Origin of the sequence: Caballeronia hypogeia (genome assembly GCF_001544875.2) — a bacterium.
GTDB lineage: Bacteria > Pseudomonadota > Gammaproteobacteria > Burkholderiales > Burkholderiaceae > Caballeronia > Caballeronia hypogeia.
The window spans coordinates 1-24,641 of record NZ_FCOA02000005.1 but is presented as its reverse complement, the minus strand read 5'-3'; the positions used below and the strand labels follow the sequence as shown (position 1 = coordinate 24,641).

Here is a 24,641-nt window from a genome sequence, read left to right as displayed (position 1 = left end):
CCCCCATCACTAGCTGGGTACCCCTTGGACCGCTCGTGATGTTGATAGACGACTGCCGCCCACGATGAGCGTTATCGCGACTTCTGGCAGGCATGGGCACGTTTGCCTGAACCCCGTTGTCACTGAGTCGCAGCGACGAAGTTGGTAACATACCCTGGTCGCATGGCTTTGCAAACCACGAGGTGAATGAGTCGCGGATGGATATTTTCTATCATTCGCAGAGTTTCGAGCAGAACGTCAAGAACGGGTCGGTCGGTTTGATTGGCTCCAGTAGCACGAAGAGTGTCGAGCTGTCACATCGCTTGCCGAAGCGGGTATGGGTCTTCAAAACCCCGAAGGGCATGAAAGGCTCAATACAGCTTCTGGCGTCGCTTCTAATCAGCGAAGAACCAAGCGTCGCCGTGCAAACGGACCAGCCGAACGTCATCTACTACGACGTCTTCTCCCCTGATTCCGTCATCTTCACAGATTCGGGAACGCCCGAGATAGCCGCACACACCTGTCGCGTCCACAGCGAAACGGGCTTACCGAACTCGCGGATATCAGCGCCACCACAAAACGCACGGCCGCTGCCGACAATAGCAACGCCCCTCACATCGGAGTCAGAATTCGCGCGCTCGATTGCAGCCATCAGGCGTTGCCGAACAGGCACGCTCAGCGCATTGACCGGCGCGTGGTTGATGGTGACGATAAGAATTCCGTCTATTACTTGCGTGAGAACAGCGTCGGAAGAGGCGTTGCTGACGAGATTGGTGTCGGGCATGAGGGTCGAAAACTTGATGCTATGCAGAGAAAGATTCGTGTGCTGCGGCCGGGCGACGGGGGGCCAAGCATCGACGCGCATATGCTTCTGCGCGCCGATGCCTTGGTCACTCCGGCACTACGACCGTAGCCGGCGAACGAACGTCGGATTTGTTCGTCTGCAGGCCCAGCAAGCAGAGCAAAGACACCGCAGCAAGCGCACTGTAGAAGACGGCCAGCGGCCACCACTGTCCAGGCCAGGCATGCGCGAGCACGGTTCCGATGATTGGGGTCAGGCCTCCCGCCAGCGCGGCGCACGACTGATAAGACAGTGAGATTGCCGAGTAGCGGTATCGCACGTCGAAGGCATCAGTCATCAATCCAGCCATCACGGCGTATGACCCCGACATACACATCACGGTGATGGCGATTCCGACTACGATGGCGAGTGGCTTGCCTGTCGACACCAAGATGAACATCGGATACGGAGACAGCATGGCCAGCCCCGCGGCCCAAGCAAGGAACTTCTTCGCACCAACGCGCTGCGCGAGCCATCCCGAAAAAAGCTGGTTGAAAAAGTGCACGAAAGCGACGATGAAGAGGCAGTCGAGCATGAGCGAGCGGCTGATTCCGAGCGTTTCTGTCGTGAAACTCAGCATGAACGTGTTGCAGAACCATGCACCTGCAACTCCAATCACATTGGCACCAAGGCAGAGGAGCACTTTGCCCCATGCATTGCTCAGTACGTCAAGGATGGGAAGACGCGCAGGTTTCTCGCGCTTGGCGGCAGCAGCGAACTCAGGGGACTCAGAGACGCCCGAGCGGATGAAAATGCCCACAATGAGCAAGACCGCGCTGAGCAGGAATGGGACGCGCCACCCCCAATCCATCAGCTGTTCTTTCGGCATATGCCCGACCGTTCGGAACGCGAGCAGTGCGAGAATCAGGCCGGCCGGGCTGCCCAGTTGCGCGAACGACGCTAAGAAGGTGCGCTTGGCCTTGGGCGCATGCTCGCCTGCCATCAGGACCGCACCACCCCATTCGCCGCCGATTGCGATGCCCTGTGCGACGCGCAGCAACACGAGCAAGACGGGAGCAAGCGCACCGGCGGAAGCATAGGTTGGCAGGAAGCCGATACCAACCGTGCCAATGCCCATGATGGCAAGTGTCGCGACGAGCGCCTTCTTTCGCCCGATTCGGTCCCCCAGGTGACCGAAGACGAGGCCTCCAAAGGGTCGTGCGAAGAACCCTACAGCGAAAGTGCCGAACGAAGCGAGCGTACTGTAGAACGAGTCGCCCTGAGGGAAGAACAGCTTGCCAAACACGAGTGCCGAAGCCGTCGCGTAGATGTAGAAGTCGTACCACTCAATGGTGGTGCCGACAAAGGCGGCGAAGGCCGCGCGACCAGGCTGGCGCGTCGGACTTCCTTGCACGGTGGTTTGCATCGATTGTCTCCTGAAGATTTCCGGTCTGGGCGCGCCGGTTTGGTTCGAATGCTTGAGTGTTGTTGGATGTCAGCCTTTAAGTACTCCGGCCTCGAACAGACGCCGTTGTGTCGCATCGTCGATGCCGAGTTCATCGAGCACCGCACGCGTATCTCCGCCCAGTGCAGGTGGCGCCGAGCGATACGTGGCCGGTGTCCGGGACAATTTGATTGGCGTGCCCGTACCGCGATACGAACCGATTTCGACAATCAGTTCGCGGTGAAGCGTGTGCGGATGGTTGGCGACGGCGTCCACCGTTTGGACCGGACCACACGGCACACCACCACGAATAAGCTCGGTGGCGAGCGACTCGCAATCGAGTGACTGCATCAAGCATTCGAGCACCTCTTTGAGCTCGCCGCGATGCGCGCAACGGCTCTTGTTGTCGACAAAGCGCGCGTCTTGCGCGAGTTCCGGCGCGCTGAGATGGCTAACCAGCTTCGCGAACTGCCGGTCGTTCCCCACAGCAAGGAAGATGGGAGCGGTCGCGGTTCGATAGCTGTCGTACGGCGTGATATTCGGATGCGCGTTCCCGCTACGCTGTGGCGTGCGCCCGTTGCCGAAGTAGTTCGGCAGATGCGGATGCAGGAGCGAGATGCCGCTGTCGTACAGCGCGATATCGAGCGATTGACCTCGACCACTCTTCTCCCGCTCCGCGAGGGCGAGAAGAATGCCAGCCAGCGCATTGAGGCCGGTCACCATATCGACGACTGGAAGCCCGACGCGCAACGCGGGACCGTCGAGCTCGCCGTTCACGCTCATCAACCCTGCCATCGCTTGAATGGCTGCGTCGTAGCCAGGCAGCCCACCGAGGGGGCCATCCGGCCCGAAGCCGGAAATTGCGCAATGAATCAGCTTCGGGAATCGTTTCGATAGGCGAGCGTAGTCCATGCCCCAACGTTCGAGCGTGCCGGGCTTGAAATTCTCAACGAGTACGTCAGCGCCTTCGAGCAGTTGCCAGAGAATGTTGCGGCCTTCTTCGGAAGACAGGTCGACGCAGATGCCTTGCTTATTGCGATTCACACCCACAAAGTACGACGCAGTCTCGCCGACAAACGGAGGTCCCCAGCCGCGGGTCTCGTCTCCACTGGGCGGCTCGAGCTTGATGACTTGCGCGCCGTGGTCCGCCAACGCCTGCGTGCAGTACGGTCCACCCAGCACGCGGCTCAAATCGATGACGCGAAGTCCCTGAAGCGCGCCCGTAACCTGATTTGCACTCATCACACGGTCTCCAGGCTCGCAGGCATGAGCGACATTGCTTCCTCGAGCGTCATCGGTGCTTCGTCGACGAGCTTACGAATGACGTCTGCATCGGCACTGACATTCGCAGGAGCCAACGGGTCGCGCGGCATGAGCTTGTGCTTGACGATGAGGTGAGCAAGCGCCAACCGACGGAAATCGTTACCAACGCGTGCGGCTTCTGTCGCCATGAAGATGGCGCTCGTTGCGTTGTAGACAGCGCTAGCTGCTTCACGCACGCTTTCATCCCGACCGCACTCCGCTACGCTGTCCATCGCAGCGCTCGCGCGCTTGAAGACATCACGGAGCAACTCGACCGACTCTTCGGGTAATGCGGCTTCGTCAAGTTGAGCATTGAGATACTGCCCGAGCGATTCGAGAGAACCTTCACGGCGGGTTGCGCGTGCCACGTCGAGCGCGACGATGTTGCTTGTTCCTTCCCAGATGGAGCCCAGGTGGGAATCGCGCACGAGCCGCGGGTCAGCCCATTCTTCGATGTAGCCAACACCACCGCGAACTTCCATCGCGTCACCCGTTACCTTTCTGGCATCACGGCACGCGCGGAATTTCACTAACGGGGTGAGGATACGAACGCATTTGGCTGCGAGCGCTTCGCCACGGTCGGACTTTGGAAGCAGCGTCGCAATCTGCATGAACATCGAGCGAGCCTGTTCTGCGGGCAGCATCATCTTCATCAGTTGCCGTTGCATCAAAGGCATCTCGATGAGCTTGCGGCCAAATGCCGAGCGGTTCCGCGCAACGTGAAGTGCTTCGTTGAGTGCGCGGCGCATCAACCCTGCGGCACGCACGCCATTTGAGAGGCGCGACATGTTAATCATGTCCGCCATCTGGTGGAAGCCGCGCCCGACCTCTCCAATGAGATAAGCCTCAGCGCCTTCAAGAACGATTTCGCCGCTGGCCATCGAACGGCTGCCGAGTTTGTCCTTCAGTCGGACGATGTGATACGCGTTGCGCGTGCCGTCTTCAAGCACCTTCGGCAGCAGGAACAACGCGAGGCCCTTAATGCCTTCAGGCGCGTCGTCGGGCCGCGCCAGCACCATCGCCAGGTCGGCGTCTGCGTTTGAGCAGAACCACTTGTCGCCAGTCAGCTTCCAGACTTCTTTGCCGTTCGCATCGACGCTGCGCGTGGCGCGCGTGACCGTGCGGCCAGTGTCGGAGCCTGCCGCTTGCTCCGTCATGAACATCGCACCTTGGAATAGTGTGTCGAAGTCCTGCGAGGCAAGCATCGGTAGATAGCGGTCGACCAGTTCTTTCGACCCGAACTTTCGCAGCGTGCGAGTGAGCGAATCGGTCATGCTCACAGGACAACAGAGACCGAACTCAGCTTGCACGAAGAGGTACGTCAAGGCGTACTTCACCAACGGCGGCGGCGCATCGCCTCGGTGGCTCATCGATGCAAGGCCGAGCTCGCTGTATGCCACGCGTTCGAGCGCGACGTAGTCCGGATGTTTCTCGATGCTCTGGAGCGCTTCACCGCGGCGAGTCCGCTGCTTCAGTACCGGAGGATTGTGGTCGGCATTCGAGGCCCAAACGTCGAGCTCATCCGACGCGCGCTGCCCCAGGTCGACCAGGCGGTCTTTGACGTTGTTGTACGTGCTCTCACCCAGGAAGCTCCTGAGCAACGGGCCAAACGAAGGGTCGCTGGTAAAGAAATTGATGCCGTGGCTGTCGGGGATGTTCGAAGTCGCGGGCTCTTGCCGTTGTTCGGCCATGGAGTGTCTCCTAATTTAAGTGCGGCGCGTCTGTCCGCCGCCGTCGTTAAATTCAGATTACGAGTCGCATCGATAATCGTCCAATACAATCGATGGCATGTGCGATAACATGTATTTATCGTTGAGGAGCGGCGAGCGATGGAACTCAGACAACTCAGATACTTCGTTGCGGTCGCGGAAGAACTGCATTTCGGGCGCGCAGCGCGCCGGCTGTTCATCTCACAACCTGCGTTGAGCTTCGACATCAAGCGCTTTGAGGAGCAGATGGGCGTGCAGCTCCTGGAACGGAGCAGCAAGTCGGTGGCGCTAACCAATGCCGGCCAGGTCCTGCTCGGCGAAGCTCAACGGCTATTGCAGCAAGCCGACGAGGTGGCCAAAGTAACGTTGCAGTCCGCGCACGGGCTGGCGGGCCGCCTGCGAATTGGTTTTGTGAATTCGATGCTCTATCGGGGTTTGCCCGAGGCGGTCGAGCGCTTCGAGGTCGAGCATCCGGCAGTCGAGATTGTGCTCAAGGAGATGAACACGGCCGAGCAGATGCGAGCGCTCCAGCAACTCCAGATTGATTTGGGGTTCGCCCACTGGGGTCACTATCCGGCGGAGATTGAGACGCAGCTATGGATGTCCGAAGCCTTTCTATGCTGCCTCCCCGTCAATCACCAACTCGCCAAGAAGAAGCGAATCGACCTGCGCAATCTGCAAAACGAACCCTTCATACTTTTCCCGCGGGCAGTCTCACCGCATTACCACGACCAAATCATCGCCACGTGCGTCGAGGCCGGCTTCAGTCCAAAAATCAGGCATGAAGCTCGGCTGTGGCAGACCGTCGTCACCATGGTTGAGTTCGGGATGGGGGTGGCGCTGGTGCCTCAGGCGCTTGCACGGACGCAGTCCCAGCGAGCCGTCTTTATTCCGCTGGAGCGCAATCCCTTCTCTTCTGAAATCCTGCGGCTGACGCGAACAGGTGGCCAAATGGCACTCACTGAAAGCTTCCTCGAAGCGCTCGAGCGCGGTCAGCAGTAGATTTCGCTATCGACGCCGGGCAGTCGCTTGCTTAGGAAATCGGGCGATGGTCGCGTCCACGAACTTTTTAACGCATGGTGCGACTTCGCGCGTCCGATACGCGACCGCCAGCTCAATTTCGTCCCGAAAATCGGCAATGGCTCGAAAGGCGATATCGGCGGGAGCCAAAGATTTCATCGATTGCGGCACCAGGACGACCCCATAGCCAGCAGTCGTCATGCACAGGGCCGTCATGAAGTCGGCTACCCGATACCGCGGCTCCGCATTGAAGCCACCGCGCCGACCCAAATTGGCCAGATTCTCTGCCAGCCCCTCGCTCTCGCTGAACTGGGGAACGATGAACGCCTCAGTGCGCAGCTCACGAGCCGAGATGGACGAAGATTTCGCGAGCGGATGGTCCTCCGACAGCGCAATCATGAGGTCTTCCCGCATGACAACCGTCGCCGCAACCCCCTCCGGGTACTGCGAGCGCGAGCGCAGAAGCCCGACATCGAGTTGTCCGTCGCGCAGACTCTCGAGCTGACGTGGGGTTTCCATCGCGGTGATTTGCATCTCGACCTGCGGATTCGCTTTCCGGAAGGTCTTGAGCGCCGCCGGGAGAACGCCCGTAGACACCGCGGAGCCGACGTACCCCAGCGAGATGTTTCCAACTTCGCCTCGGGCCGCGAGCCTTCCCACTGCCTCGGCACGGTCCAGTTGGCGAAGGGCTATGGTCGCTTCCACAAGGAGAAGCTCGCCCGCGTCGGTCAATGTGACGGCTGCGCGCTTATTGCGATTAAGCAGTTTGACGCCGAGGTCCGTCTCGAGCTTTTTCAACTGCTCGCTCAAGACGGACTGCGCCACGCCGAGCCGGTCCGCAGTCCGCGCGAAGTGCAGGTCCTCTGCCAGAGCGACGAACACTCTCAGCTGCCGGCTGTCCATTTATTCGTGTTTCCCGATTAAAAAATCCAGTTTTGCCAGTTTATCCGAACACCAGGTTGGCGTGAAATGACGTCTACACAAACACATGGAGTCGGAGATGAATGCCCCCTTCGAAGCACAAGCTGCCCATCAGCTTTTCAGCATCCAGCCGCATGCCCAGCACGGCCGGCTGCGTAAGATTGAACTCAGCGAAGACGCGCTCGCTGGATTCTTCGCGAAAGTGAAGAGCGTCGACGTGCAGAATCTCCAGTACGTCCCCTTCATGCGATACATCCTCGCTCACGAGCTCGACCAGGCGCTTGGTGGCACGTTCGGCACAACAATCTGCGACATCGCACGGGACAGAGCCAGCGGCGGTTTCACGGTGGGAGTCCAGGGCGTGACGACCGATAGCGACGATTACGTGAAGTTCGGCACTGCCGTCGCGCATCTGCTGGGCACGAGCAACCATGACGCAATGTCGGGCACGTACTACGCACGCTTTCTCGTGAAAGACACCGACTCGAGCGATTCGTACCTGCGTCAGGCTTATCGACTCTTTACGCTTCACACGGACGGCACCTACGTCGAAGAAGAAACGCACTGGCTGCTCATGATGAAGTTTGACGAGGTCAATGCCACCGGTGGTGAATCGCGCCTGATGCACCTGGACGACTGGAGCGAGCGTGACAATTTCGCGCAGGACCCGATGGGAGCGCTTCCGTTTTTGTACAAGGCTCCGGGTTCGAAGAACGTCGCCGCTCCGGTCGAGCGGCCGCTCTTCTTCCACTCCGAGTTCGGTCTTGCGATGTCGTTCATCGACCAGTTTGTCCAGCCGCGAACCATCACTGAGGCGCAGTTCCTGCACGCCATGTCCTCCTCGATGGAAAAGTCATCTGCCACGAAGGAAGTCTCGTTGCCGGCGGGCGAGCTCGTCGTAGCAAACAACTACTTCTGGCTCCATGGGCGTGCCCCCTTTAAGAAGCACCCCGAGTTGCACCGCGAATTGATGCGCCAACGCGGGACCTTCGCAAAATGAACGCACGCGTCCCTGTTTGCATTCCTCTTCGCGGCGCTGACGCAGATGTCATCATCGTTGGTGGTGGAATAGTCGGCGTCTCCACCGCAATGCAACTGACCGAGCGCTTCCCCTGGATGAGGGTTGTCCTGCTCGAAAAGGAAGACTCTCTCGCAGTGCATCAATCCGGCCACAACAGCGGCGTGATTCATGCCGGCGTGTACTACGCGCCTGGCAGCCTGAAGGCTGACTTCTGTCGACGCGGCGCTGCCGCGACCTACGAGTTCTCACGTCGACACGGCATTCGCTTCGAGCAATGCGGGAAGCTCATCGTTGCGACCAACGAACTCGAAGTGAAGCGCCTCAAGGACCTGTTCGAACGGTGCAAGCAGAATAAGCTTCAACCGGAATGGTTGCACCACGGCGACTTGACGACAGCGGAACCTCGCATTGTCGGCGAGGCCGCCATTCGGGTTGCGTCCAGCGGCATCGCTGATTACCCGGCTGTCACGCGGGCGATGGCGGACGTAGCGCAGGACAACGGCGTGTCCATTTTGCTCGGTCAGCGCGTGGTCGGAATGAGCGAGGACAACGACGGTGTGACTGTGAACACGGAAAGCGGAACCTTCCGGGCAAAGCACGCGATTGTCTGTGCCGGCCTGATGGCAGACCGTCTCGCCAAGATGTGCAAGCTCGAATCCGACTTCCGCATCGTACCCTTCCGGGGTGAGTACTATCGCCTGCCCGAATCCAAAAACGACATTGTCAAGCACCTCATCTACCCGGTGCCGGACCCGTCGCTGCCATTCCTCGGTGTCCATCTAACCAGGATGATTGGTGGTTATGTGACCGTCGGCCCGAATGCTGTGCTCGCCATGGCGCGCGAGGGTTACAGGTGGCGCGATGTGAATTTCGCTGATTTGGCAGGTATGGCGTCGTTCGGTGGATTCTGGAAGATGCTCAAGACCTATGGTCCGTCCGGCATCTCAGAAGTGCGTAACTCGCTCTGGAAGAAGGGCTATCTAGAGCTTTGCCAGAAATATTGTCCTGAGTTGCAACTTTCCGACCTCCAACCTTACCCCGCCGGCGTTCGTGCGCAAGCGGTGTCGTCCGACGGCTCGCTCATCCACGACTTTCTCATCCAGCCTTCAAAACGAAGTCTGCATGTCTGCAACGCCCCGTCGCCCGCAGCGACCTCGGCTATACCGATTGGTGAGCATCTCGTCGACGCATTCGCTAGGAAATTCAAATTGGTGCCCGCAGTCGCCGCATCTGTTGCCTAATAGAAGGAAATTCGCATGAAAGACGTGTACATCTGCGACGCCATTCGCACGCCCATCGGAAGATATGGCGGCGCTCTGTCGTCAGTACGCACCGACAACTTGGGCGCGGTGCCGATTCGCGCGCTTATCAAGCGCAACCCGGCTGTCGACTGGAGCCAAGTCGACGAAGTCATCTACGGATGCGCGAATCAAGCGGGTGAAGACAACCGTAATGTGGCCCGCATGAGCGCGCTGCTTGCAGGCTTACCCGACTCAGTGCCTGGCGCCACCATCAACCGGTTGTGCGGCTCAGGCATGGATGCCATGGGCACAGCCGCACGAGGCATCCGATGCGGCGAAACTCAACTGGCCATCGCTGGTGGAGTGGAGAGCATGAGTCGCGCACCCTTCGTCATTCCGAAGGGCGCAACGCCGTATTCGCGCGACGCCCAAATCTACGACACGACCATCGGATGGCGCTTCATCAACAACGCGATGCGCAATCAGTATGGTGTCGATTCGATGCCCGAGACGGCTGAGAACGTCGCGGAAGAATTCCACGTGAGTCGAGAAGACCAGGACCGTTTTGCTCTTCGCAGTCAGCAGAAGGCGCTGAGTGCACAGGCAAATGGCATCTTCGCAAGTGAAATCGAACCGGTCTCAATCGCTCAGAAGAAAGGCGAACCGACGGTTGTAAGTCAAGACGAGCATCCGCGCGAGACGAACATAGAGTCGCTCAGCCGATTGAAGGGCGTCGTCAAACCGGAAGGCACCGTTACGGCAGGCAATGCATCTGGCGTGAATGACGGTGCAGCAGCACTTCTATTGGCAAGCCCGGAAGCGGCATCTCGTTACGGCCTGAAGTCAAAGGCGCGGATTCTAGGCATGGCAACCGCGGGTGTGGCGCCACGCATCATGGGTATCGGCCCGGCGCCGGCTACTCGGAAACTGCTGGCGCAACTTGGCATGCAGATGTCGGACTTCGACATCATCGAACTCAATGAGGCTTTCGCATCCCAAGGTATTGCGACGTTGCGCCTGCTCGGCCTTGAACCCGATGACGAGAGAGTCAACCCCAACGGTGGCGCAATTGCCCTGGGGCACCCGCTCGGCATGAGCGGAGCGCGTTTGATTACAACGGCCACGTATCAGCTCGAACGAACCGGTGGGCGCTTCGCGCTTTGCACCATGTGCATCGGCGTGGGCCAAGGCATTGCGATGGCAATCGAGCGCGTTGCAGCGTAATCCTCCAGCTGAATCCCTCGGTCCCACCGCTGTTCACCAAGGCGTCGCTCATCACTCATCTGGCTGCGCAAGCCGGCGTCGAGCCGAAGCAAGCGAAGGCTGTGTTGGCAGCGCTCGAGGATACGATTCTGGGCTCTGTGAACAAGAAGGGCCTCGGCGAGTTCACGCTTTCCGGCCTGCTGAAAATCAACGTGCTGAAAGTGGAAGCCAAGAAGCGGCGTTTCGGCAAGGACCCGTTCACGGGTCAAGACCGCTGGTTTGACGCCAAGCCGGCGAGCGTAAAGCTGAAGGTGCGTGCTCTCAAGAAGTTGAAAGACGCAGCTGCCTAACGCCCACTTTGCGTGTTGCCCAGAAGCCCGCTTCGTGCGGGCTTCTTCGCTTCTGCTTCACGGACAGGCCTCTAGAAGCATAGGCGTATAGGCCGTACCCGTTGCGATAGGTCGGTTCCGACGGCTTCATAGCCAACGAGTCACGAATGCCGCCGACTGCGCAGACTCGCCTTCGACTTGCGCTCACTGAAGACGTCCCGGATTTGGTCTCATCCAATTTCGAATACGACCGAACGTATCTGACGCGTAGCACCGCATCTGACGTCGACCCGGTGAGCTTGCGTCTTGGAAACAGAAAGGATATTGCCGGCAAGGTTCAGCGGCCCGCGAACCCGCTGCCCTATTTCGGCGCCATTCCCACGCCCGACGCATGGGGTCGCCGAATCATCGAAGCCAAGCTGGGCGCGCCACTGAACGGACTGCCCGAGTCTCAATACCTCTTGCATGCAGGAAGCGTCCGCGTCGGTGCGCTCGACGTACGTTCCGATGCGTCAGCACCGCCGCTCGTAGCCAAAGATTCGTGGGACACGCTGCCCGACCTCGTGGAGGCTGTTGACCTGATTGAGCGCGGCCAGCCCGTCCCACCCGGTCTTGGCAACATATATGTGCAGGGAGCGTCTCTCGGTGGAGCTCGGCCGAAAGCCTCCGTCAGAGATGAGCATGGGACGCTGCACGTTGCCAAGCTCTCGAGCCGCAGCGACAGGTTCGATGTTCCAGCGGTTGAGTACGCGACTCTGCGTCTTGCCGCCAAGGCTGGGCTCCGTGTGCCGTCCATTCGACTGATTGACGTATGTGGCGGCCACGTACTGCTCAGCCGTCGGTTCGACCGCTTTGGGTCCCTTCCCGGCGACAGGACGCCAAGAGGCGATATTCGATTCGTCCAAGGTCATGCCACGGAGGGAGCGCGAGAGCACCGCATCCCCTTCGTCAGCGCGCTCACTTTGGTGGGCTGTGACGAGATGGATTCGCGGAGCATGTCCTACGCGGATGTGGCTGCCTGCATGCGGAAGTACTGCCGAAGGCTGCTTGCCTACGACGGCGTCGCGGAATTGTTCAAGCGCATGATTTTCAATATTTTTGTCAGCAACAACGACGACCACCTGAGAAATATCGGCTTCTTGTGGGACGCAGAGCTTCAGGGCTGGCGTCTAAGCCCGGTGTACGATGTCCTTCCGCAGCCGAGTCTCGCGAGCGAACGCTTTCAGCATCTCGGCGTCGGGAAGAGTGGACGATTGGCAACGCTGGACAACGCGTTGACCCGGCTGGACGCATTTCAATTGTCCATGTCACTCGCGTGCGACCTTATTGCAGACGTCTGGGAAGCCGTCAGGCAGTGGCGCGACGCGTTCGACGGTTTCGGCATCGACCTTCGGGAAAGTCAGAAAGTGGCCAGCGCCTACCGACATATCGACGACATCGCTAGTCAAGAACTTCGGCGACGACTACCATAGGAACACGGACCAAGGCAAAGACACATCCGCTTCAGTGTCCGAACAACATCTGGCTTCTAAGTGTGGCCCGTCTGGCGTGCGCGAGGCTCGATAGGACGTTCTTGGCAAGAGGCGTCCATACTTATACAGACATTCGAAATCCCTTTCGCGCAAATACGACGGGGGTGCCCTCCCGTCCTTCCGTTTGAGCTCGAGTATGCGTGTAGAGTGCGAAGCGCCAAAGCCCTCACATTCGCATGAATCGATTTGTCAGCGCTCGGCACCTGGATGGAGCCTTTCCCGTAAAGAGACTTCTTTCTTGTTTTTGAACAAGTCTCTCCAACTTGGACAACTCTTTTTGAAAAGATAGGTCGCGGCTTTTATACGATGAGAAGCGAGAGCTCCGTCTAAAGTCGCCCGCTGGACAATTTCAAAGGCGGTCGCAGAAGACCTACTTGAGCTGACTCAGGCGGTCTCAACCGGATAACTGTCGACGACCAAACGTATCGGTTCTTCCTGAGCTTCACGCTTATATCGGATGCGGGTGCAGCGGTATGTGCTCCGACGTAGGGTGGCTGTGCCGGACCGCCCCCAGGTAGAGGCTGGAGCGAGTTATTCATCCAAGCGGGGTGCCGCCGCACCACTCGAAGCTCCCGTCGGCCGCGACGCCCAAATGGCCTGCTCAAAAGTCGGCGATAAAAGTAGCGGCGGTCGACGAACGTCTGTGGGTCGGCATCTCGGCGTATTCGCAATATACCTCTCGACGCAAATTGCCTTCAGTTGCACCCGTAGCCGGTACGACGATTCCACCAACATATCGCCTGCCCATCCGTGCAAACGAACATACTACCGACCGCGTCGCACTGAACGGTTGTTTGCCGGCGCCCGTTGGAGGCCGAAGTGTCCTTTGTCAGCTCCGAGTCTGATGACGCCACCGCGGCTTCTATCTCTGCCCGAACCCTCGCGCTTCCTTCGGTGGGCTTCTTTGTCGCGACGACAGGCGCGACCGTACATGCAGATATGAAAGCAGTCAGACAAATCAGAATGAGCGCTCGGATTGCCGCCGTCAAAACCATGGTGTCCCCCTTTGCTTGGCCGTCGCGTGGTGCGCCTCATCTGTCTTAATGACAATTGCCACAGCGAACATGGAACGATTCTATCTTTGCGTGTACGGCGCCGTTCTGCCGTTCTGATAAGCCGCGCTTGGACGCTAGCGAAAACCCCTACTTGTTGTCGCTTCGCTCCCATTCGGAGCACGTTTGTGCTCCGGTCTTGAGTCCTCGGTTGGATGAGGCTATGAAGCGGAGCCGCGGCAACTCGGCCGATACGGCACCGCACCGACGATTCTTGTGGCCTAACGTCAACGTGACACCTTGCCGGACGTTAATGAGGCAAGGCGCTCGGCCTTATCTCTCCCGGAGAATAGATATGAACAAGATTATTGCAGTCACTGTGGCAACATTCTTCTCGGTCGGAATCGCGTCCGCCCAAACGTCTGCTCCAGCTGCGACGTCCGCCGCCAAACCTGCGCCGACTGCGGCAGCAACTTCGAGCTGTGACGCCCAAGCAATCGATAAGAACGGCAAACCGCTGTCCGGCGCGGCCAAGACCTCTTTCATCAAGAAATGCGAAAGCGGCAATAAGGTCAGTGTCACAGCCGCATGTGCGAGCAAAGCCGTGGGCAAAGACGGCAAGCCCCTCGCCGGTGCTGCCAAAACGTCGTTCATGAAAGGGTGTGAGGCTGATGCTGGCAAATAAATCTTGAGCCGAAGAAGGCGGGTCTGATGGCCGTTGGGTGCGAGCTGGTTTGGGTCCGCTTTCTCTATCGCTTTGCGATTTACCGCGGGGGAATTTCGTTACCCCCATCCTAGTCGCGTTCTTGACCGCTCACCTCCCTCAGACACTCTCCCGCTCGAATTCGGAAATAACCTTATTGAGTTTTCCTTCCGGAAAAAGTGCTTCTCGCACTATTTTGAAGAAGGTTATGTCATTAGTTCTTCGGGTGACCAAACGGAGAAGAACATGATTACTCTCGACAAAATTCAGGCACGGATGAAGAAGCTCCAAGCGCAGGCGGAGGCGATTCTAGCGAGGCAAGCGCAGGCCGCGGTGGACCAAATACGCGAGTTGATACTAAAGCACGGGCTTACTACTGCAGACATTGAAGCCAAGGCGAAAGCGAAGAGAGACGCAAAGGGAAGCGGTCGCACTGCCGTCAGTGGGGGCGCCAAAGCGTCGAGTCCAACCAAGGGAAGATTGCCTCCAAAGTATCAAAATCCGAAAACCGGCGAGACGTGGAGCGGCCATGCTCGACCTCCTGCTTGGATTAAGAACGTGAAAGACCGCACGAAGTTTCTCATCGATGGCTCTGCTAGCTCGTCTGCAGTGAAGACGGTCGCCGCGTCCGCCGGAAAGCCTGCTCGCGGAGTGCAATCAAAGAGCGCGCTGCCTGCAAAGTATCGTGACCCCAAGTCCGGGGCGACGTGGACCGGCCGCGGCCCTGCTCCCAAGTGGCTCGCCTCGGCAAAGGACAGAACCAAGTTTCTGAGTGAAGAAGCTCCTGCCTCCACATCGGATGCGTCGACGACTCGCAAATCGAACACGGCGAAGGTCGTATCGAAGGTCCGTCCTGCGAGCCAGATGGGTGGTTCCTAGAAGGCGGCCGCATCGAGGAAATCTGCGGGAGACGAAAGGCCTCCACGAAGAGCTAAACAAAGGCGACCGTCTCTCCAACAAAGGCATTCCGCTCGCACATTCGCTACACGAAAGATAACGCGCGCGACGTCAGGCCAGCGCGAAGCGGCGAGCGCAGAGTCCGTGAGATTGGCGTTGCTGCACGGGCGCCGCGTGAGTGTCCTAAAACGGCGTGCCTGCCTTGTAGTCATACATCGAGACCACGCCGGCAAAGGCGGACACCGTGAGCGTCGAACTGTGGGGGAAAAGTAAGTCTGATTCCCCCCCGCCCTCGTCAATCCTCCCGCAAAGCTTCAACGCATTTGATATGTAGCCGCTGACGCGTCTGTCGCAGACCCGGCGGCCGCCCCGAAACGTTGATAGCTATCGCCGCAACATGGCACACGAGATTCGCCTCGACGAATAATCGACGCAAATGACCGCTCACTCCACTTCTCGACGACATGTCGATATCATCGCACTATTAGGTACAGCACCTTCACGCTTGCGCTACCGGTGCTGAATCACCTCGAACGATAAGGAGAGAGGCGATATGCAGTTCATAAAGAATGGTCCAAGCGTGCCGGAGACGCTTCTTCAAGCACACGAGGAAGGCCGGGTGGTGTTTTTCTGCGGCGCGGGCATCTCATACCCTGCCGGACTCCCTGGCTTCGCCGACCTGGTTGAGAGAATGTATCAGGCCGTGGGAGAGACGCCTACAGCGGTACAACAGGCCGCGTTCGACGCAAAGCAATATGACACCGCGGTGGGCTTACTCGAGGAATCAGTGAGAAGTCGACAGATTGTTCGTAGAGAACTCGAGACGCTTCTGAAGCCAGACCTAAGTCGACCGGATGCCCTGACGACTCATGACGCTCTCTTGACCCTTGCGCAGACAAGAAGCGGCTCATCTCGTCTCATCACCACAAACTTCGACAGGCTTTTTCACCATGCGGCTGAAGTGCGTGGTTCCAGCCTTTCGACCTTCTGCGCACCATTCCTACCCGTCCCGAAGAACCGCTGGGACGGCGTAGTCTTTCTGCACGGTCTTCTGACGGAGAGGCCCACTCGAGAGGACTTGGACCGCTTGGTAATTTCCAGTGGAGACTTCGGTCTCGCCTATTTGACGGAACGGTGGGCGGCTCGTTTCGTCGGAGAACTTTTTCGGAACTACGTTGTTTGTTTCGTCGGGTACAGTCTGAACGACCCCGTCTTACGGTATATGACCGATGCTCTCGCTGCAGACCGGCTGCGAGGCGAAGCGCAGCGAGAGATGTTCGCGTTCGCGTCCTACAAGGGAAAGGCAGAAGAGCGAGTCCGAAGCGAATGGCGCGCGAAGAACGTGACGCCTATTCTTTATAAAGACACAAGGGGCCATTCTCTTCTACATAAAACGATTCGCAGTTGGGCCGACACCTACGGCGCAGGGTCGAGAGGGAAAGAGCGAATCGTAACTGAATGCGTCCTGACAGGCCCTGTCTCAAGCACGAAACAGGACGACCACGTCGGCCGAATGCTTTGGGCCATTAGCGACTCCGGCGGCTTGCCTGCGAAGGCTTTCGCGGAGTATTCGCCGACGCCGCCTTTGACATGGCTGGAACACTTCTCCGACGATAGATTCACCCATGCGGATTTGCCTCGCTTCGGCGTTAGTCCTGACAGCACGGTTGACTCTACTTTGAAATTCAGCCTCACCTTCAGACCAACTCCGTATTCACTTTCCCCCAGAATGTCGGTGGTTCATGACGGAATAGCAGCAGGCGACATGGACCCCGTCATGTCCCACCTGTCGCAATGGCTCCTGCGTCACTTGGACGACCCGACGCTGGTCATTTGGCTTGCGGCCCGAGGTGGCAGGCTAACCTCCCCCTTTGCTCGGCAACTACGGAGCAGACTGCTCGAGACCGCGAAATTAGAAGTATCCGAAAGCGTCGAAGAAATCAGGGCCTTCAAGACCCATTCGCCAAATGGTATTCCAAGTACGGAAATGCGTACCCTTTGGAGCGTAGTGTTGTCGGGACGCATCAAATCGGCGCGCGAGGGGTTGCGGTTGTTTGATTGGGTCCAGCAGTTCCGTCAGGAAGGCATGACTATGCTGCTTAGGCATCAATTGATGAATCTGTTGTCGGCACGCGTGATACTACGCAAGCCGTTTCGAACGTCGGATAGCGAGCCACAAGACATTGAGGGGCCGCACAAAATAAAGTACCTGGTAAATCCAGAGGTCGTGCTGGCGTCAGACCATGTCCGCTCTCAGCTCGATGACGTGAGGGAGTTGGCTGAATGGAAAATTGCTCTGCCGCAACTTTTTGATACTTTCCGAACTGCGCTACTCGACGTGTTTGACCTGATGAGCGAGCTCGGCCAAGCCGACGGCAAGCAGGACCTCGGAGTCTGGCATATGCCATCGATATCGGACCACTGGCAGAACAGGAACTTCAACGAGTGGACGCTTCTTATTGAGTTGGTTCGAGACTCCTGGTCAGCGATGCAAGAGGCAGAGCCGGTACGCGCGCGCTGGATGCTCTACTCGTTACTAAGTGAACGCTATCCGACGTTCAAGCGACTCGCGCTGCATGCAGCCGTCAGCGAAACTTTCACGGAATCCGGCGAGTGGGTTGAGTGGTTAAGCGACAATGACGCCTGGTGGCTGTGGTCATCCGAGACCCAACGTGAAGTGATGCGATTGTTAGTGAAGAAGTCAGCAGTACTCTCCGACCACGCGTCGCAACGTCTTCAAGACGCGGTTCTTCTGGGGCCGCCGCGACGCATGTACAAACAAGACTTGGATGAAGACCGGTGGGCACGAATTGTTGACCATACCCAGTGGCTTCGGCTGGCCAAACTAGAATTCGGCGGCGCGACGCTTTCTTACGAGGCGTCTCGACGCTTAGAATCGTTGCGAAAACAATATCCGCAATGGGAGTTCGGCCCAGACGAGCGCGAGGAATTCGTCCATTGGATGAGCGGCTCTGGGGACCCCGATTTTGAGGCCGAACGTCAAATCAAGCGCGCTCCGCGCGAACGGAAGCTACTCACCCAATGGCTTCAAAGGAAGCCTGACTCGGCTTTCTTGAACGAAGACGACTGGAAGAATGTATGCGTTAGCGATTTCCCCGTTGCAATCGCATCTCTGCTCGACCTCGCGAAGCGTGATATCTGGCCCGTCGAACGTTGGGCCGAGGCGCTCCAGGTTTGGAGTGTTGCCGATTTCGTCCATCGCTCTTGGAAGCAATTGGCGCGGTGCGTCGAAACAATGCCTCGCGACACACTTTCTGCCTTAGCGAATGAAGTGACGTGGTGGCTGCAGGAAATTGGCAAGGATTTGCGCGTGCATCAAGACCGCTTCTTCGGCGTTTGCGAGCGATGCGTCTTGCTGGCCGACGACAAAGACCTTGTGAACGACGACGACCCTGTATTCAGGGCCATCAATCACCCGGTCGGACACGTCACGATTGCGCTGTTCAACTGGTGGTTTGCGAATAAGCCAGAAGACAAACAGACGCTTCCATCTGCATTCGAAAGATTACTGAGAATGCTCTGCGACACCTCAAACGTTCGATTTCGGCATGGCCGGCTGATTCTTGCTTCTCATGCTGTCGCGCTGTTGCGTGTCGACGAAGCGTGGACCACCGAGAACTTACTACCGCTGTTTGATTGGGAGGTGTCGGCGACTGAAGCCCGTAGAGCGTGGGTCGGCTTTCTTTGGAGACCTCGTCTTTTCGCTCCGTTACTCTTGAAATTGAAGAAGTCCTTCTTGCAGACCGCGCTTAAGTTCGCGGAGCTTGGAGAGGGTCGCGTCAACTACGCGTCGCTGCTGACGCTCTCATCTCTTGAGCCTTCGGCCGTCTTCACTCGCGTGGAACTACGAACCGCGACGCGAGCGTTGCCGGAAGAAGGGCTCGAAGCATGTGCTCGTACGCTCCTCCGTGCTCTCACAAGCGCTGCGGAGCAGCGCGGCGAATACTGGATGACCCGTGCTAAACCCTATCTCGAACGTATATGGCCGAAGAGTACTGGGTTGGCTACTGAAGCTATCTCGAGCCTTCTCGCTCGGGTGGCAATCGCTGCAGGTCCGCATTTTCCAGAGGCATTTGAGCTAGTCAAAGGATGGCTGATTCCTATCCGCACTCCGCATCAGGTGATAAGGGAATTCAAAACGGCAGAAATCGGAAGGCTATTCCCAAGGCAGGGGCTAGCGCTTCTCGACGCCGTGGCTGACAAACGATACTATCCGCCGCCCGACCTCGGCTCGGTTCTTGAAGTAATCGGGGCTTCAGAGCCTGCGCTTCGCGAAACCCGCGATTTTCGAGAACTGCAAGACTACGTGAGGCGGTTTCGGTAATACTTCGTCAGGCTAGACCGACGCATAGACGGATGCAACTCCAAGGCGAAAGTGCTATGTACTGGGCTCCATTGCGGACAGGGCCCAGCGGCGAGGACAAGGCAGCCACCCGGCTGGAGCCAGTCCACCTCCTACACGATGCTTGCGCATCGTCGACTTTGCAACAACTGAGGCGGTCGCCATCACATCGTAATCTTGCTTACCAACGTCTTCTTGCCCGCCTTGTAGTCATACATCGAGACTACGCCATGCAAAAGGTCACCGTGAGCGTCGAACTGTGTCTCGCTCGTCACGCCGGTATAGTCCGGCGACGGCATCGCTGAGAGAACCTTCGCAGGGTCGGTTGAGTTCTCGCGTTTCATCGCGTCCACGAAGATGTACACCGAGTCATACGCGAACGGTGCGTTGGTTTGGTTGGGCACAATGAAGCGCTTCGCAAATCTAGTCTGGAAATCTTCACCAGCCTTGCCCATGTTCTAGATGGACCGGCCCGCCTGTGAGCAGATGACATTCGGTCGCGTCAGTGCCCACCAATGAAGTGCGCGATGAGGGTCGCGCCAATAAAGCTTCCAGCGTTCGCCACAAATGAAACGAGCACGATTCGCCATCCAAGGCGTCTGAAAGCGGGGACATCCTTTGCCAGCGACAATCCCGCGAAGGCGAGCAACGGTGGTGCAAAGGCGAGAAAGTCGAGGTTGTTCGTCACGCCAATGACTTGAGCCGCCAATGGCGATGCAGGTGATGTCAAAGCCATTGCAAGCAGCGACACGGTGCATACCGCTGGTAGTTTGCCGCCCGTAAATCGTGATGCGACCTCGCAAATACCCACGATGACGAAGATGAGTGCAAGCCCGAAGACATCGTTTAGAAGCGGCGTCCCGTGCAGGATTTGGTTCGTTGCCAAGGTCAGAATTCCGAGCACAATCCACGAAACGTACTTTTGAAGGTCCGTAAGGCGGACCATCGCGAGAGAGTCTCGGACATTGTCCACGCTCGAATTACTGTCGCTTGCTGAAGTCGTCCGTCCGATTACTGGTTCCAAGTACCGATAGGCAGTCGTCGCAATTGGCAACGAAATGAAGAGGGTAAAGAACGTTCCAAGCGTGATTGTGAGCAGATTGCTGGCTGCAGCAAACGTCAGAACGTCCTTGGCGACATCGGGGGTCTGTTGTGCGGCAATGGCGCCGGCCGCCGACGCCATCATCGAGCTAGACCCAACTCCGGCACCCATCGCCAGCGCTTTTGGGTCGAATATATTCAGACTCGTCAGTGCCCCGGCAAATATCGTGAGGAAGACCGCGCCGAAGAGCGTTCCTGTCAGGTACTCAGCTAAGACCCCACGGCCTTCCGGCGAAGCCATCCCATAGCGTTCGCCGATAATCGCAAGGCTCGGTTCCCTTCCTACCGAGAAGGTCGCGCCGATGGCTTCTCTTTTGATGCCAAGCATCAGCGCCAATGGAAGCCCAAGGAGAACCGTACCTGCGAAATGGCCCAACTCCTGGAAGACCAGCGCCCATCCTGATGCGGCAAGTTTTGGCAATGACCCTCCCACCATCAGGCCAAGCTTCGCGACGAAGAGCAGTAGCGAGGGCTGCAATACCGCGGCTGCCAGATGCTGCAAGTCATCGCTCAGTTGCAGCAAAGGAGGTAGATACCGGCGTGCAAGTCCAAGCGCACCCCCGGCGATGATTGCCCACACCATCGGGAGCAACATCACCTTTCCAATCCCGAGGTCGATGGTGACAGTCCCAATGAGGCTCGCGCCGACTGTGACAACGGTCGCCCAGCCATACAGCGCCCAGAACGGACGACGGGGGTTCGAGTCGACAATCGTCGCCGCAATGGGGTTATGCATAGCTGCTCCCTTCGATGGATGACGACGTTGCATTGCGGACCCGAGCGACAAGCGAATTGGGCTAACCCAAGCTAACCCAGTTGCGCCGCGTCTGTCTATTCGACAGACGGCGCCAGCGCCGCAGACCACGGTGAGCGAACGTCGCTGATGCCCACAGCCTGCGTCAGGTCTCTGCCATCAATGATGCTGGGCCTTGCGAAGTTGATTGGCAAGACATCGTGGTCAACCACCTCCGTGTCACCGAGCTCGGACAGGACTTCAACGACACTGCTCGGCAATCGACGGTCAATGCTGACAAGGTCTGGTCCCGACACATCGATTCGCGGCCAGTGTCCGGCACGCTCCACATCCATACCGAGGTCATGAACGAAAAGAAGAAGCTGCGCGACCGAGGCCATGATTCTTCGCCCCCCAGCTGCGCCTCCAACGATAATGGGCTTCCCTTCCCTCGCCACGATGGCGGGGCACATATTAGTCAGCGGGCGCTTTGCCGGACCTACGGAGTTGGCGTTCCCGGGACGAGGGTCGAACCACAGGAGCCCGTTATTCATGACGAACCCGGTTTTCGGCAACGTCACGCGGCTACCCATGGACGACAGAAGCGTGCTGGTCATGGAGACCATGTTGCCGGTGGCATCACTGACGCTGATGTGAGTCGTGCAGCCCAAGCCCTTCGGCTCATCGTCGCCGGCCGACTCCAAGCGCTGTGCGTAAGCGGCCTTCAACGCCTTGGCCAGTTTGAGGTACCAAGCACCCGAAGGATTGCCACGCTCGTCAGGAAGTCTGTCGTCCTTCAACCGCTCAAACGTATCCGCGAGGGTTGGGCCTGCAGTAAGGCCGCTCGAGAGCTGAATCTGGCTTCCCTTCCAATCGATGCTCAAGCAATCTCGTATCTCAGGCTCGTACTTCGCCAACTCCGCATTCGAGATGACCCCGCCCATAGATGCGATGTCTGCGACGATGTCCGCCGCTAGCCCACCCTGATAGAAGTCTCTCCATCCGTCTTGGGCGATGCGCTCAAGTGTGCTCGTCAAATTGCCAAGCTTCAGGAAGCCTGGAACCCCCTGATATGGAGGCACCGGAGGCAGCCCGTCACGCAGAAAAAGCTGTGCACTCGTTTCGTACTTACGAAGCAGCGGGGCCGCCTGCGCGAGCATCAACGTCGTGAACCAGTCGAGCGCAAGACCTCGCTTGGCCAGTTCAATGGCCGGCTGCAACACGTCCCTCAGTGGCATCGTGCCGAAACGCTCCAGCATGGTGCCGTAACCCGCGACAGCTGTAGGCAAACAGAAAGACTTGGGGCCATGAGCGTTTGCGTCGTTTTCGACCTGCGGCCACGGAAAAATGTCGTTCCCGGGGCGCCCGGTCAACGGGAAAAGGTCCGGCGACACGGCCATAGGAGCGACCGGACCAAAATGAATCGACGATGCGCGAGCTTGCTCAACGCGGTGCACGAGAGCGAAGCCAATCCCGCCCAGTCCCGAATTCCATGGCTCGACCACGGCGAGCGCGAATGCAGTGGCGACCGCCGCGTCGACCGCGTTGCCACCCGCTGCGAGGATTGCGACTCCAGCGGCGGAAGCGTCGTAGACCTGACTCGCAACGATGCCCTTTGACGACACGACGGACGGCTTGTGCACCGTGCTGTAGTTGACCGGGAAGCTGGACGGCACGAAGGAAGTCATGAGGCAGGTCTCACTTGCGTTTAGTTGTGGTCGAGCCGCGCTTTTAAGCGCATGTATAACAAAAGACAGAATGCCATCGCCAAAAACGGCTGGCGTACACATTTGCCGCACAACTGTTCTAAAAATCAGAACAACTCTCCGAGCCGGACTCACGCCATGGCTTTTTGGCACGGTGAAGATTGAATTAAGGGTGACAGGAAAAGCCCGAGGTGCGATTCCACACGACCAAATTCAATCTGAGCGAGCATGACTACTGAGACTCTGACCTCTGTGCCAACGCGCACCGCCCTTTCTGGCTACGCAAAGCTGTACCTCTATGCCCTTGTCATCATCGTTGTTGCCGGCCTCATTGGCTCTGTGTCCTTCAAACTCGGACCAGGTAAAGTCGTCTTGTTGCCGATGGTATGGGCAATTCTCATGGGCGCAGCGGTTGGTCTGGCAAGACCTTATATGCCCGGTCCGTTGAAACTTGATACCGCACTCCAGTTCAAGTCGGCCGCTGTGCTGCAGGCAGGGCTGATGCTCTTTATTGCGAAACTTGGTCTTCTTGTGGGCAATTCGCTGCCTGAAATCGCGCGTGCAGGCTGGTCGCTGGGCTTCCAAGAACTCGGCCACTTTGTGGGCACGATTCTCATGGGCTTGCCCATCGCGCTGCTCTTGGGTATCAAGCGCGAGGCCATCGGTGCAACCTTTTCGGTCGGTCGGGAGCCAAGTCTTGCCATCATCGGTGAGAAATACGGAATGGATTCACCAGAAGGCCGAGGCGTGCTCGCCGAGTACCTGACCGGCACAGTCTTCGGCGCAGTTTTCATCGCAATCTTCGCCGGTCTCGTCACCAGTCTGAACATCTTCGACCCCATTGCGCTGGCAATGGGCGCGGGCGTTGGCTCCGGCAGCATGATGGCTGCGGCAGCTGGGGCTATTGCGGCACAGCAGAGCCCGGAAGTTGCGAAGACAGTTGCGACGTTTGCCGCCGCGAGTAACCTCATCACCTCGGTGGTCGGCACGTATTTCACCTTGTTTATCTCGCTGCCGTTGGCGGTGCGGGGCTACAAGGTGATGGAACCGATTCTCGGGCGGACCACCAAAGCGTCCGCGCCAGCGACTGGTCCTGCTAGTGAGGCTGTAGGTGAGTCGCATAGCGAGCTCTCCGGCATGGAACGCTGGGGAGCATGGCTCGTGGTTGCGGCCCTCTCACTCGTCAGCGACTTGCTTCTTTATAAGACCAGTCCGCTCGTTGCTCTGCCCGGCATGGCCATCATCGTCGCATGCGTGGCAGTCGGCCAATTCCTCAGCAGTGTCACCGGCCGGAAGGTGCCCGCCGTCTGTTGGATTTCGCTCATCGCGATGTTTCTGACGTCCCCGGCTTGTCCGTGGGCGGCACAGATGATTGCCATCACTGGCAAAGTCAACTTCCTCGCCTCCACACCGCCGATGCTCACGTTCGCTGGCTTGTCGATTGCAAAGGACGTCCCGGCTTTCCGCCAACTCGGCTGGAGAATCGTGCTCGTTTCGCTTATCGCAAACGCCGGTACCTTCCTGGGTGCGACCTTCATCGCCCAAGTCTTCCACCACTGAACTCAAGCGAGTGCGGACGCCTGTCTTTGAGATTGACCCGCCAAAACGGACACCTATCCTTTGGAAAAAGGGGGTGCCAAAATGGGCAAGCATCGAGCACCGTA

17 protein-coding genes and 1 pseudogene are annotated in these 24,641 nt (G+C 58.3%); 10 read left to right on the top strand and 8 right to left on the bottom strand.

Annotated elements, in window-relative coordinates:
• Positions 1-430: 430 nt before the first annotated feature.
• The 4 genes from AWB79_RS10675 to AWB79_RS10660 form a co-directional block, all read right to left on the bottom strand.
• Positions 431-763 carry an enoyl-CoA hydratase/isomerase family protein gene (locus tag AWB79_RS10675; protein ID WP_082862335.1) on the bottom strand — a complete coding sequence of 111 codons (333 nt, stop codon included), beginning with the start codon at positions 761-763 and terminating at the stop codon, positions 431-433.
• Positions 764-869: 106 nt separating this feature from the next.
• On the bottom strand, positions 870-2,186 hold the full coding sequence (locus AWB79_RS10670; RefSeq protein ID WP_061167398.1) for an MFS transporter: 1,317 nt from the start codon (positions 2,184-2,186) through the stop codon (positions 870-872).
• Positions 2,187-2,255: 69 nt separating this feature from the next.
• Positions 2,256-3,446 carry a CaiB/BaiF CoA transferase family protein gene (locus AWB79_RS10665; RefSeq protein WP_061167397.1) on the bottom strand — a complete coding sequence of 397 codons (1,191 nt, stop codon included), beginning with the start codon at positions 3,444-3,446 and terminating at the stop codon, positions 2,256-2,258.
• Positions 3,446-5,197 carry an acyl-CoA dehydrogenase family protein gene (locus tag AWB79_RS10660; RefSeq protein ID WP_061167396.1) on the bottom strand — a complete coding sequence of 584 codons (1,752 nt, stop codon included), beginning with the start codon at positions 5,195-5,197 and terminating at the stop codon, positions 3,446-3,448. Before AWB79_RS10660 ends, AWB79_RS10665 begins: the two co-directional genes overlap by 1 nt.
• 138 nt (positions 5,198-5,335) lie before the next feature.
• On the opposite strand from AWB79_RS10660, the gene AWB79_RS10655 reads away from it, so the two are divergent.
• On the top strand, positions 5,336-6,217 hold the full coding sequence (locus AWB79_RS10655) for a LysR family transcriptional regulator (protein ID WP_061167395.1): 882 nt from the start codon (positions 5,336-5,338) through the stop codon (positions 6,215-6,217).
• A gap of 6 nt (positions 6,218-6,223) precedes the next feature.
• On the opposite strand, the gene AWB79_RS10650 is transcribed toward AWB79_RS10655, so the two are convergent.
• Positions 6,224-7,138, bottom strand: a complete 915-nt coding sequence (locus tag AWB79_RS10650) for a LysR substrate-binding domain-containing protein (RefSeq protein WP_061167394.1) — start codon at positions 7,136-7,138, stop codon at positions 6,224-6,226.
• Between the two features lie 97 nt (positions 7,139-7,235).
• Here AWB79_RS10650 and glaH point away from each other — a divergent pair, with 97 nt between their 5' ends.
• The 8 genes and pseudogenes from glaH to dsr1 all read left to right on the top strand — a co-directional run bounded on the left by glaH (position 7,236) and on the right by dsr1 (position 19,419).
• A complete protein-coding gene (gene glaH / locus AWB79_RS10645) occupies positions 7,236-8,156 on the top strand; it encodes a glutarate dioxygenase GlaH (RefSeq protein WP_061167578.1) in 921 nt (306 codons plus the stop codon).
• On the top strand, positions 8,153-9,418 hold the full coding sequence (lhgD, locus tag AWB79_RS10640; protein ID WP_061167393.1) for an L-2-hydroxyglutarate dehydrogenase: 1,266 nt from the start codon (positions 8,153-8,155) through the stop codon (positions 9,416-9,418). Before glaH ends, lhgD begins: the two co-directional genes overlap by 4 nt.
• Before the next feature lie 15 nt (positions 9,419-9,433).
• Positions 9,434-10,642 (top strand): 3-oxoadipyl-CoA thiolase, encoded by a 1,209-nt coding sequence (gene pcaF, locus AWB79_RS10635; RefSeq protein ID WP_061167392.1) that lies wholly within the window; start codon positions 9,434-9,436, stop codon positions 10,640-10,642.
• A gap of 32 nt (positions 10,643-10,674) precedes the next feature.
• Positions 10,675-10,971: pseudogene (locus tag AWB79_RS10630) on the top strand (HU family DNA-binding protein); the annotation flags it as partial.
• Between the two features lie 146 nt (positions 10,972-11,117).
• The gene (locus AWB79_RS10625) at positions 11,118-12,422 is read left to right on the top strand and encodes a type II toxin-antitoxin system HipA family toxin (protein WP_061167391.1); all 1,305 of its coding nucleotides are present in this window, start codon (positions 11,118-11,120) and stop codon (positions 12,420-12,422) included.
• A 1,407-nt stretch (positions 12,423-13,829) separates the two neighbouring features.
• A complete protein-coding gene (locus AWB79_RS38150; RefSeq protein WP_074169353.1) occupies positions 13,830-14,159 on the top strand; it encodes a hypothetical protein in 330 nt (109 codons plus the stop codon).
• Positions 14,160-14,423: 264 nt separating this feature from the next.
• A complete protein-coding gene (locus AWB79_RS10615) occupies positions 14,424-15,056 on the top strand; it encodes an H-NS family nucleoid-associated regulatory protein (RefSeq protein WP_061167389.1) in 633 nt (210 codons plus the stop codon).
• A gap of 571 nt (positions 15,057-15,627) precedes the next feature.
• The gene (gene dsr1, locus AWB79_RS10610; protein WP_061167388.1) at positions 15,628-19,419 is read left to right on the top strand and encodes an anti-phage defense-associated sirtuin Dsr1; all 3,792 of its coding nucleotides are present in this window, start codon (positions 15,628-15,630) and stop codon (positions 19,417-19,419) included.
• 182 nt (positions 19,420-19,601) lie between these two features.
• On the opposite strand, the gene AWB79_RS10605 is transcribed toward dsr1, so the two are convergent.
• The 3 genes from AWB79_RS10605 to AWB79_RS10595 all read right to left on the bottom strand — a co-directional run bounded on the left by AWB79_RS10605 (position 19,602) and on the right by AWB79_RS10595 (position 22,959).
• Positions 19,602-19,892, bottom strand: coding sequence for an ABC transporter substrate-binding protein (locus AWB79_RS10605; RefSeq protein WP_061167387.1), 291 nt, complete (start codon positions 19,890-19,892; stop codon positions 19,602-19,604).
• 47 nt (positions 19,893-19,939) lie between these two features.
• Positions 19,940-21,274 carry a DUF3100 domain-containing protein gene (locus AWB79_RS10600; RefSeq protein WP_061167386.1) on the bottom strand — a complete coding sequence of 445 codons (1,335 nt, stop codon included), beginning with the start codon at positions 21,272-21,274 and terminating at the stop codon, positions 19,940-19,942.
• 95 nt (positions 21,275-21,369) lie between these two features.
• On the bottom strand, positions 21,370-22,959 hold the full coding sequence (locus AWB79_RS10595) for a gamma-glutamyltransferase (RefSeq protein ID WP_061167385.1): 1,590 nt from the start codon (positions 22,957-22,959) through the stop codon (positions 21,370-21,372).
• Between the two features lie 246 nt (positions 22,960-23,205).
• On the opposite strand from AWB79_RS10595, the gene AWB79_RS10590 reads away from it, so the two are divergent.
• Positions 23,206-24,537, top strand: a complete 1,332-nt coding sequence (locus AWB79_RS10590; protein ID WP_061167384.1) for a DUF3100 domain-containing protein — start codon at positions 23,206-23,208, stop codon at positions 24,535-24,537.
• The last annotated feature ends 104 nt before the right edge of the window (positions 24,538-24,641 follow it).

Bases quoted from the DNA above. Each gene is read 5' to 3' on its own strand.
- AWB79_RS10670 (WP_061167398.1), bottom strand. From the start codon at position 2,186: ATGCAAACCACCGTGCAAGGAAGTCCGACGCGCCAGCCTGGTCGCGCG.
- dsr1 (WP_061167388.1), top strand. From the start codon at position 15,628: ATGCAGTTCATAAAGAATGGTCCAAGCGTGCCGGAGACGCTTCTTCAA.
- AWB79_RS10655 (WP_061167395.1), top strand. From the start codon at position 5,336: ATGGAACTCAGACAACTCAGATACTTCGTTGCGGTCGCGGAAGAACTG.
- lhgD (WP_061167393.1), top strand. From the start codon at position 8,153: ATGAACGCACGCGTCCCTGTTTGCATTCCTCTTCGCGGCGCTGACGCA.
- AWB79_RS10590 (WP_061167384.1), top strand. From the start codon at position 23,206: ATGACTACTGAGACTCTGACCTCTGTGCCAACGCGCACCGCCCTTTCT.
- AWB79_RS10615 (WP_061167389.1), top strand. From the start codon at position 14,424: ATGATTACTCTCGACAAAATTCAGGCACGGATGAAGAAGCTCCAAGCG.
- AWB79_RS10600 (WP_061167386.1), bottom strand. From the start codon at position 21,274: ATGCATAACCCCATTGCGGCGACGATTGTCGACTCGAACCCCCGTCGT.
- AWB79_RS38150 (WP_074169353.1), top strand. From the start codon at position 13,830: ATGAACAAGATTATTGCAGTCACTGTGGCAACATTCTTCTCGGTCGGA.
- AWB79_RS10625 (WP_061167391.1), top strand. From the start codon at position 11,118: ATGCCGCCGACTGCGCAGACTCGCCTTCGACTTGCGCTCACTGAAGAC.
- AWB79_RS10675 (WP_082862335.1), bottom strand. From the start codon at position 763: ATGCCCGACACCAATCTCGTCAGCAACGCCTCTTCCGACGCTGTTCTC.
- AWB79_RS10660 (WP_061167396.1), bottom strand. From the start codon at position 5,197: ATGGCCGAACAACGGCAAGAGCCCGCGACTTCGAACATCCCCGACAGC.
- AWB79_RS10650 (WP_061167394.1), bottom strand. From the start codon at position 7,138: ATGGACAGCCGGCAGCTGAGAGTGTTCGTCGCTCTGGCAGAGGACCTG.
- AWB79_RS10665 (WP_061167397.1), bottom strand. From the start codon at position 3,446: ATGAGTGCAAATCAGGTTACGGGCGCGCTTCAGGGACTTCGCGTCATC.
- AWB79_RS10605 (WP_061167387.1), bottom strand. From the start codon at position 19,892: ATGGGCAAGGCTGGTGAAGATTTCCAGACTAGATTTGCGAAGCGCTTC.
- AWB79_RS10595 (WP_061167385.1), bottom strand. From the start codon at position 22,959: ATGACTTCCTTCGTGCCGTCCAGCTTCCCGGTCAACTACAGCACGGTG.
- pcaF (WP_061167392.1), top strand. From the start codon at position 9,434: ATGAAAGACGTGTACATCTGCGACGCCATTCGCACGCCCATCGGAAGA.
- glaH (WP_061167578.1), top strand. From the start codon at position 7,236: ATGAATGCCCCCTTCGAAGCACAAGCTGCCCATCAGCTTTTCAGCATC.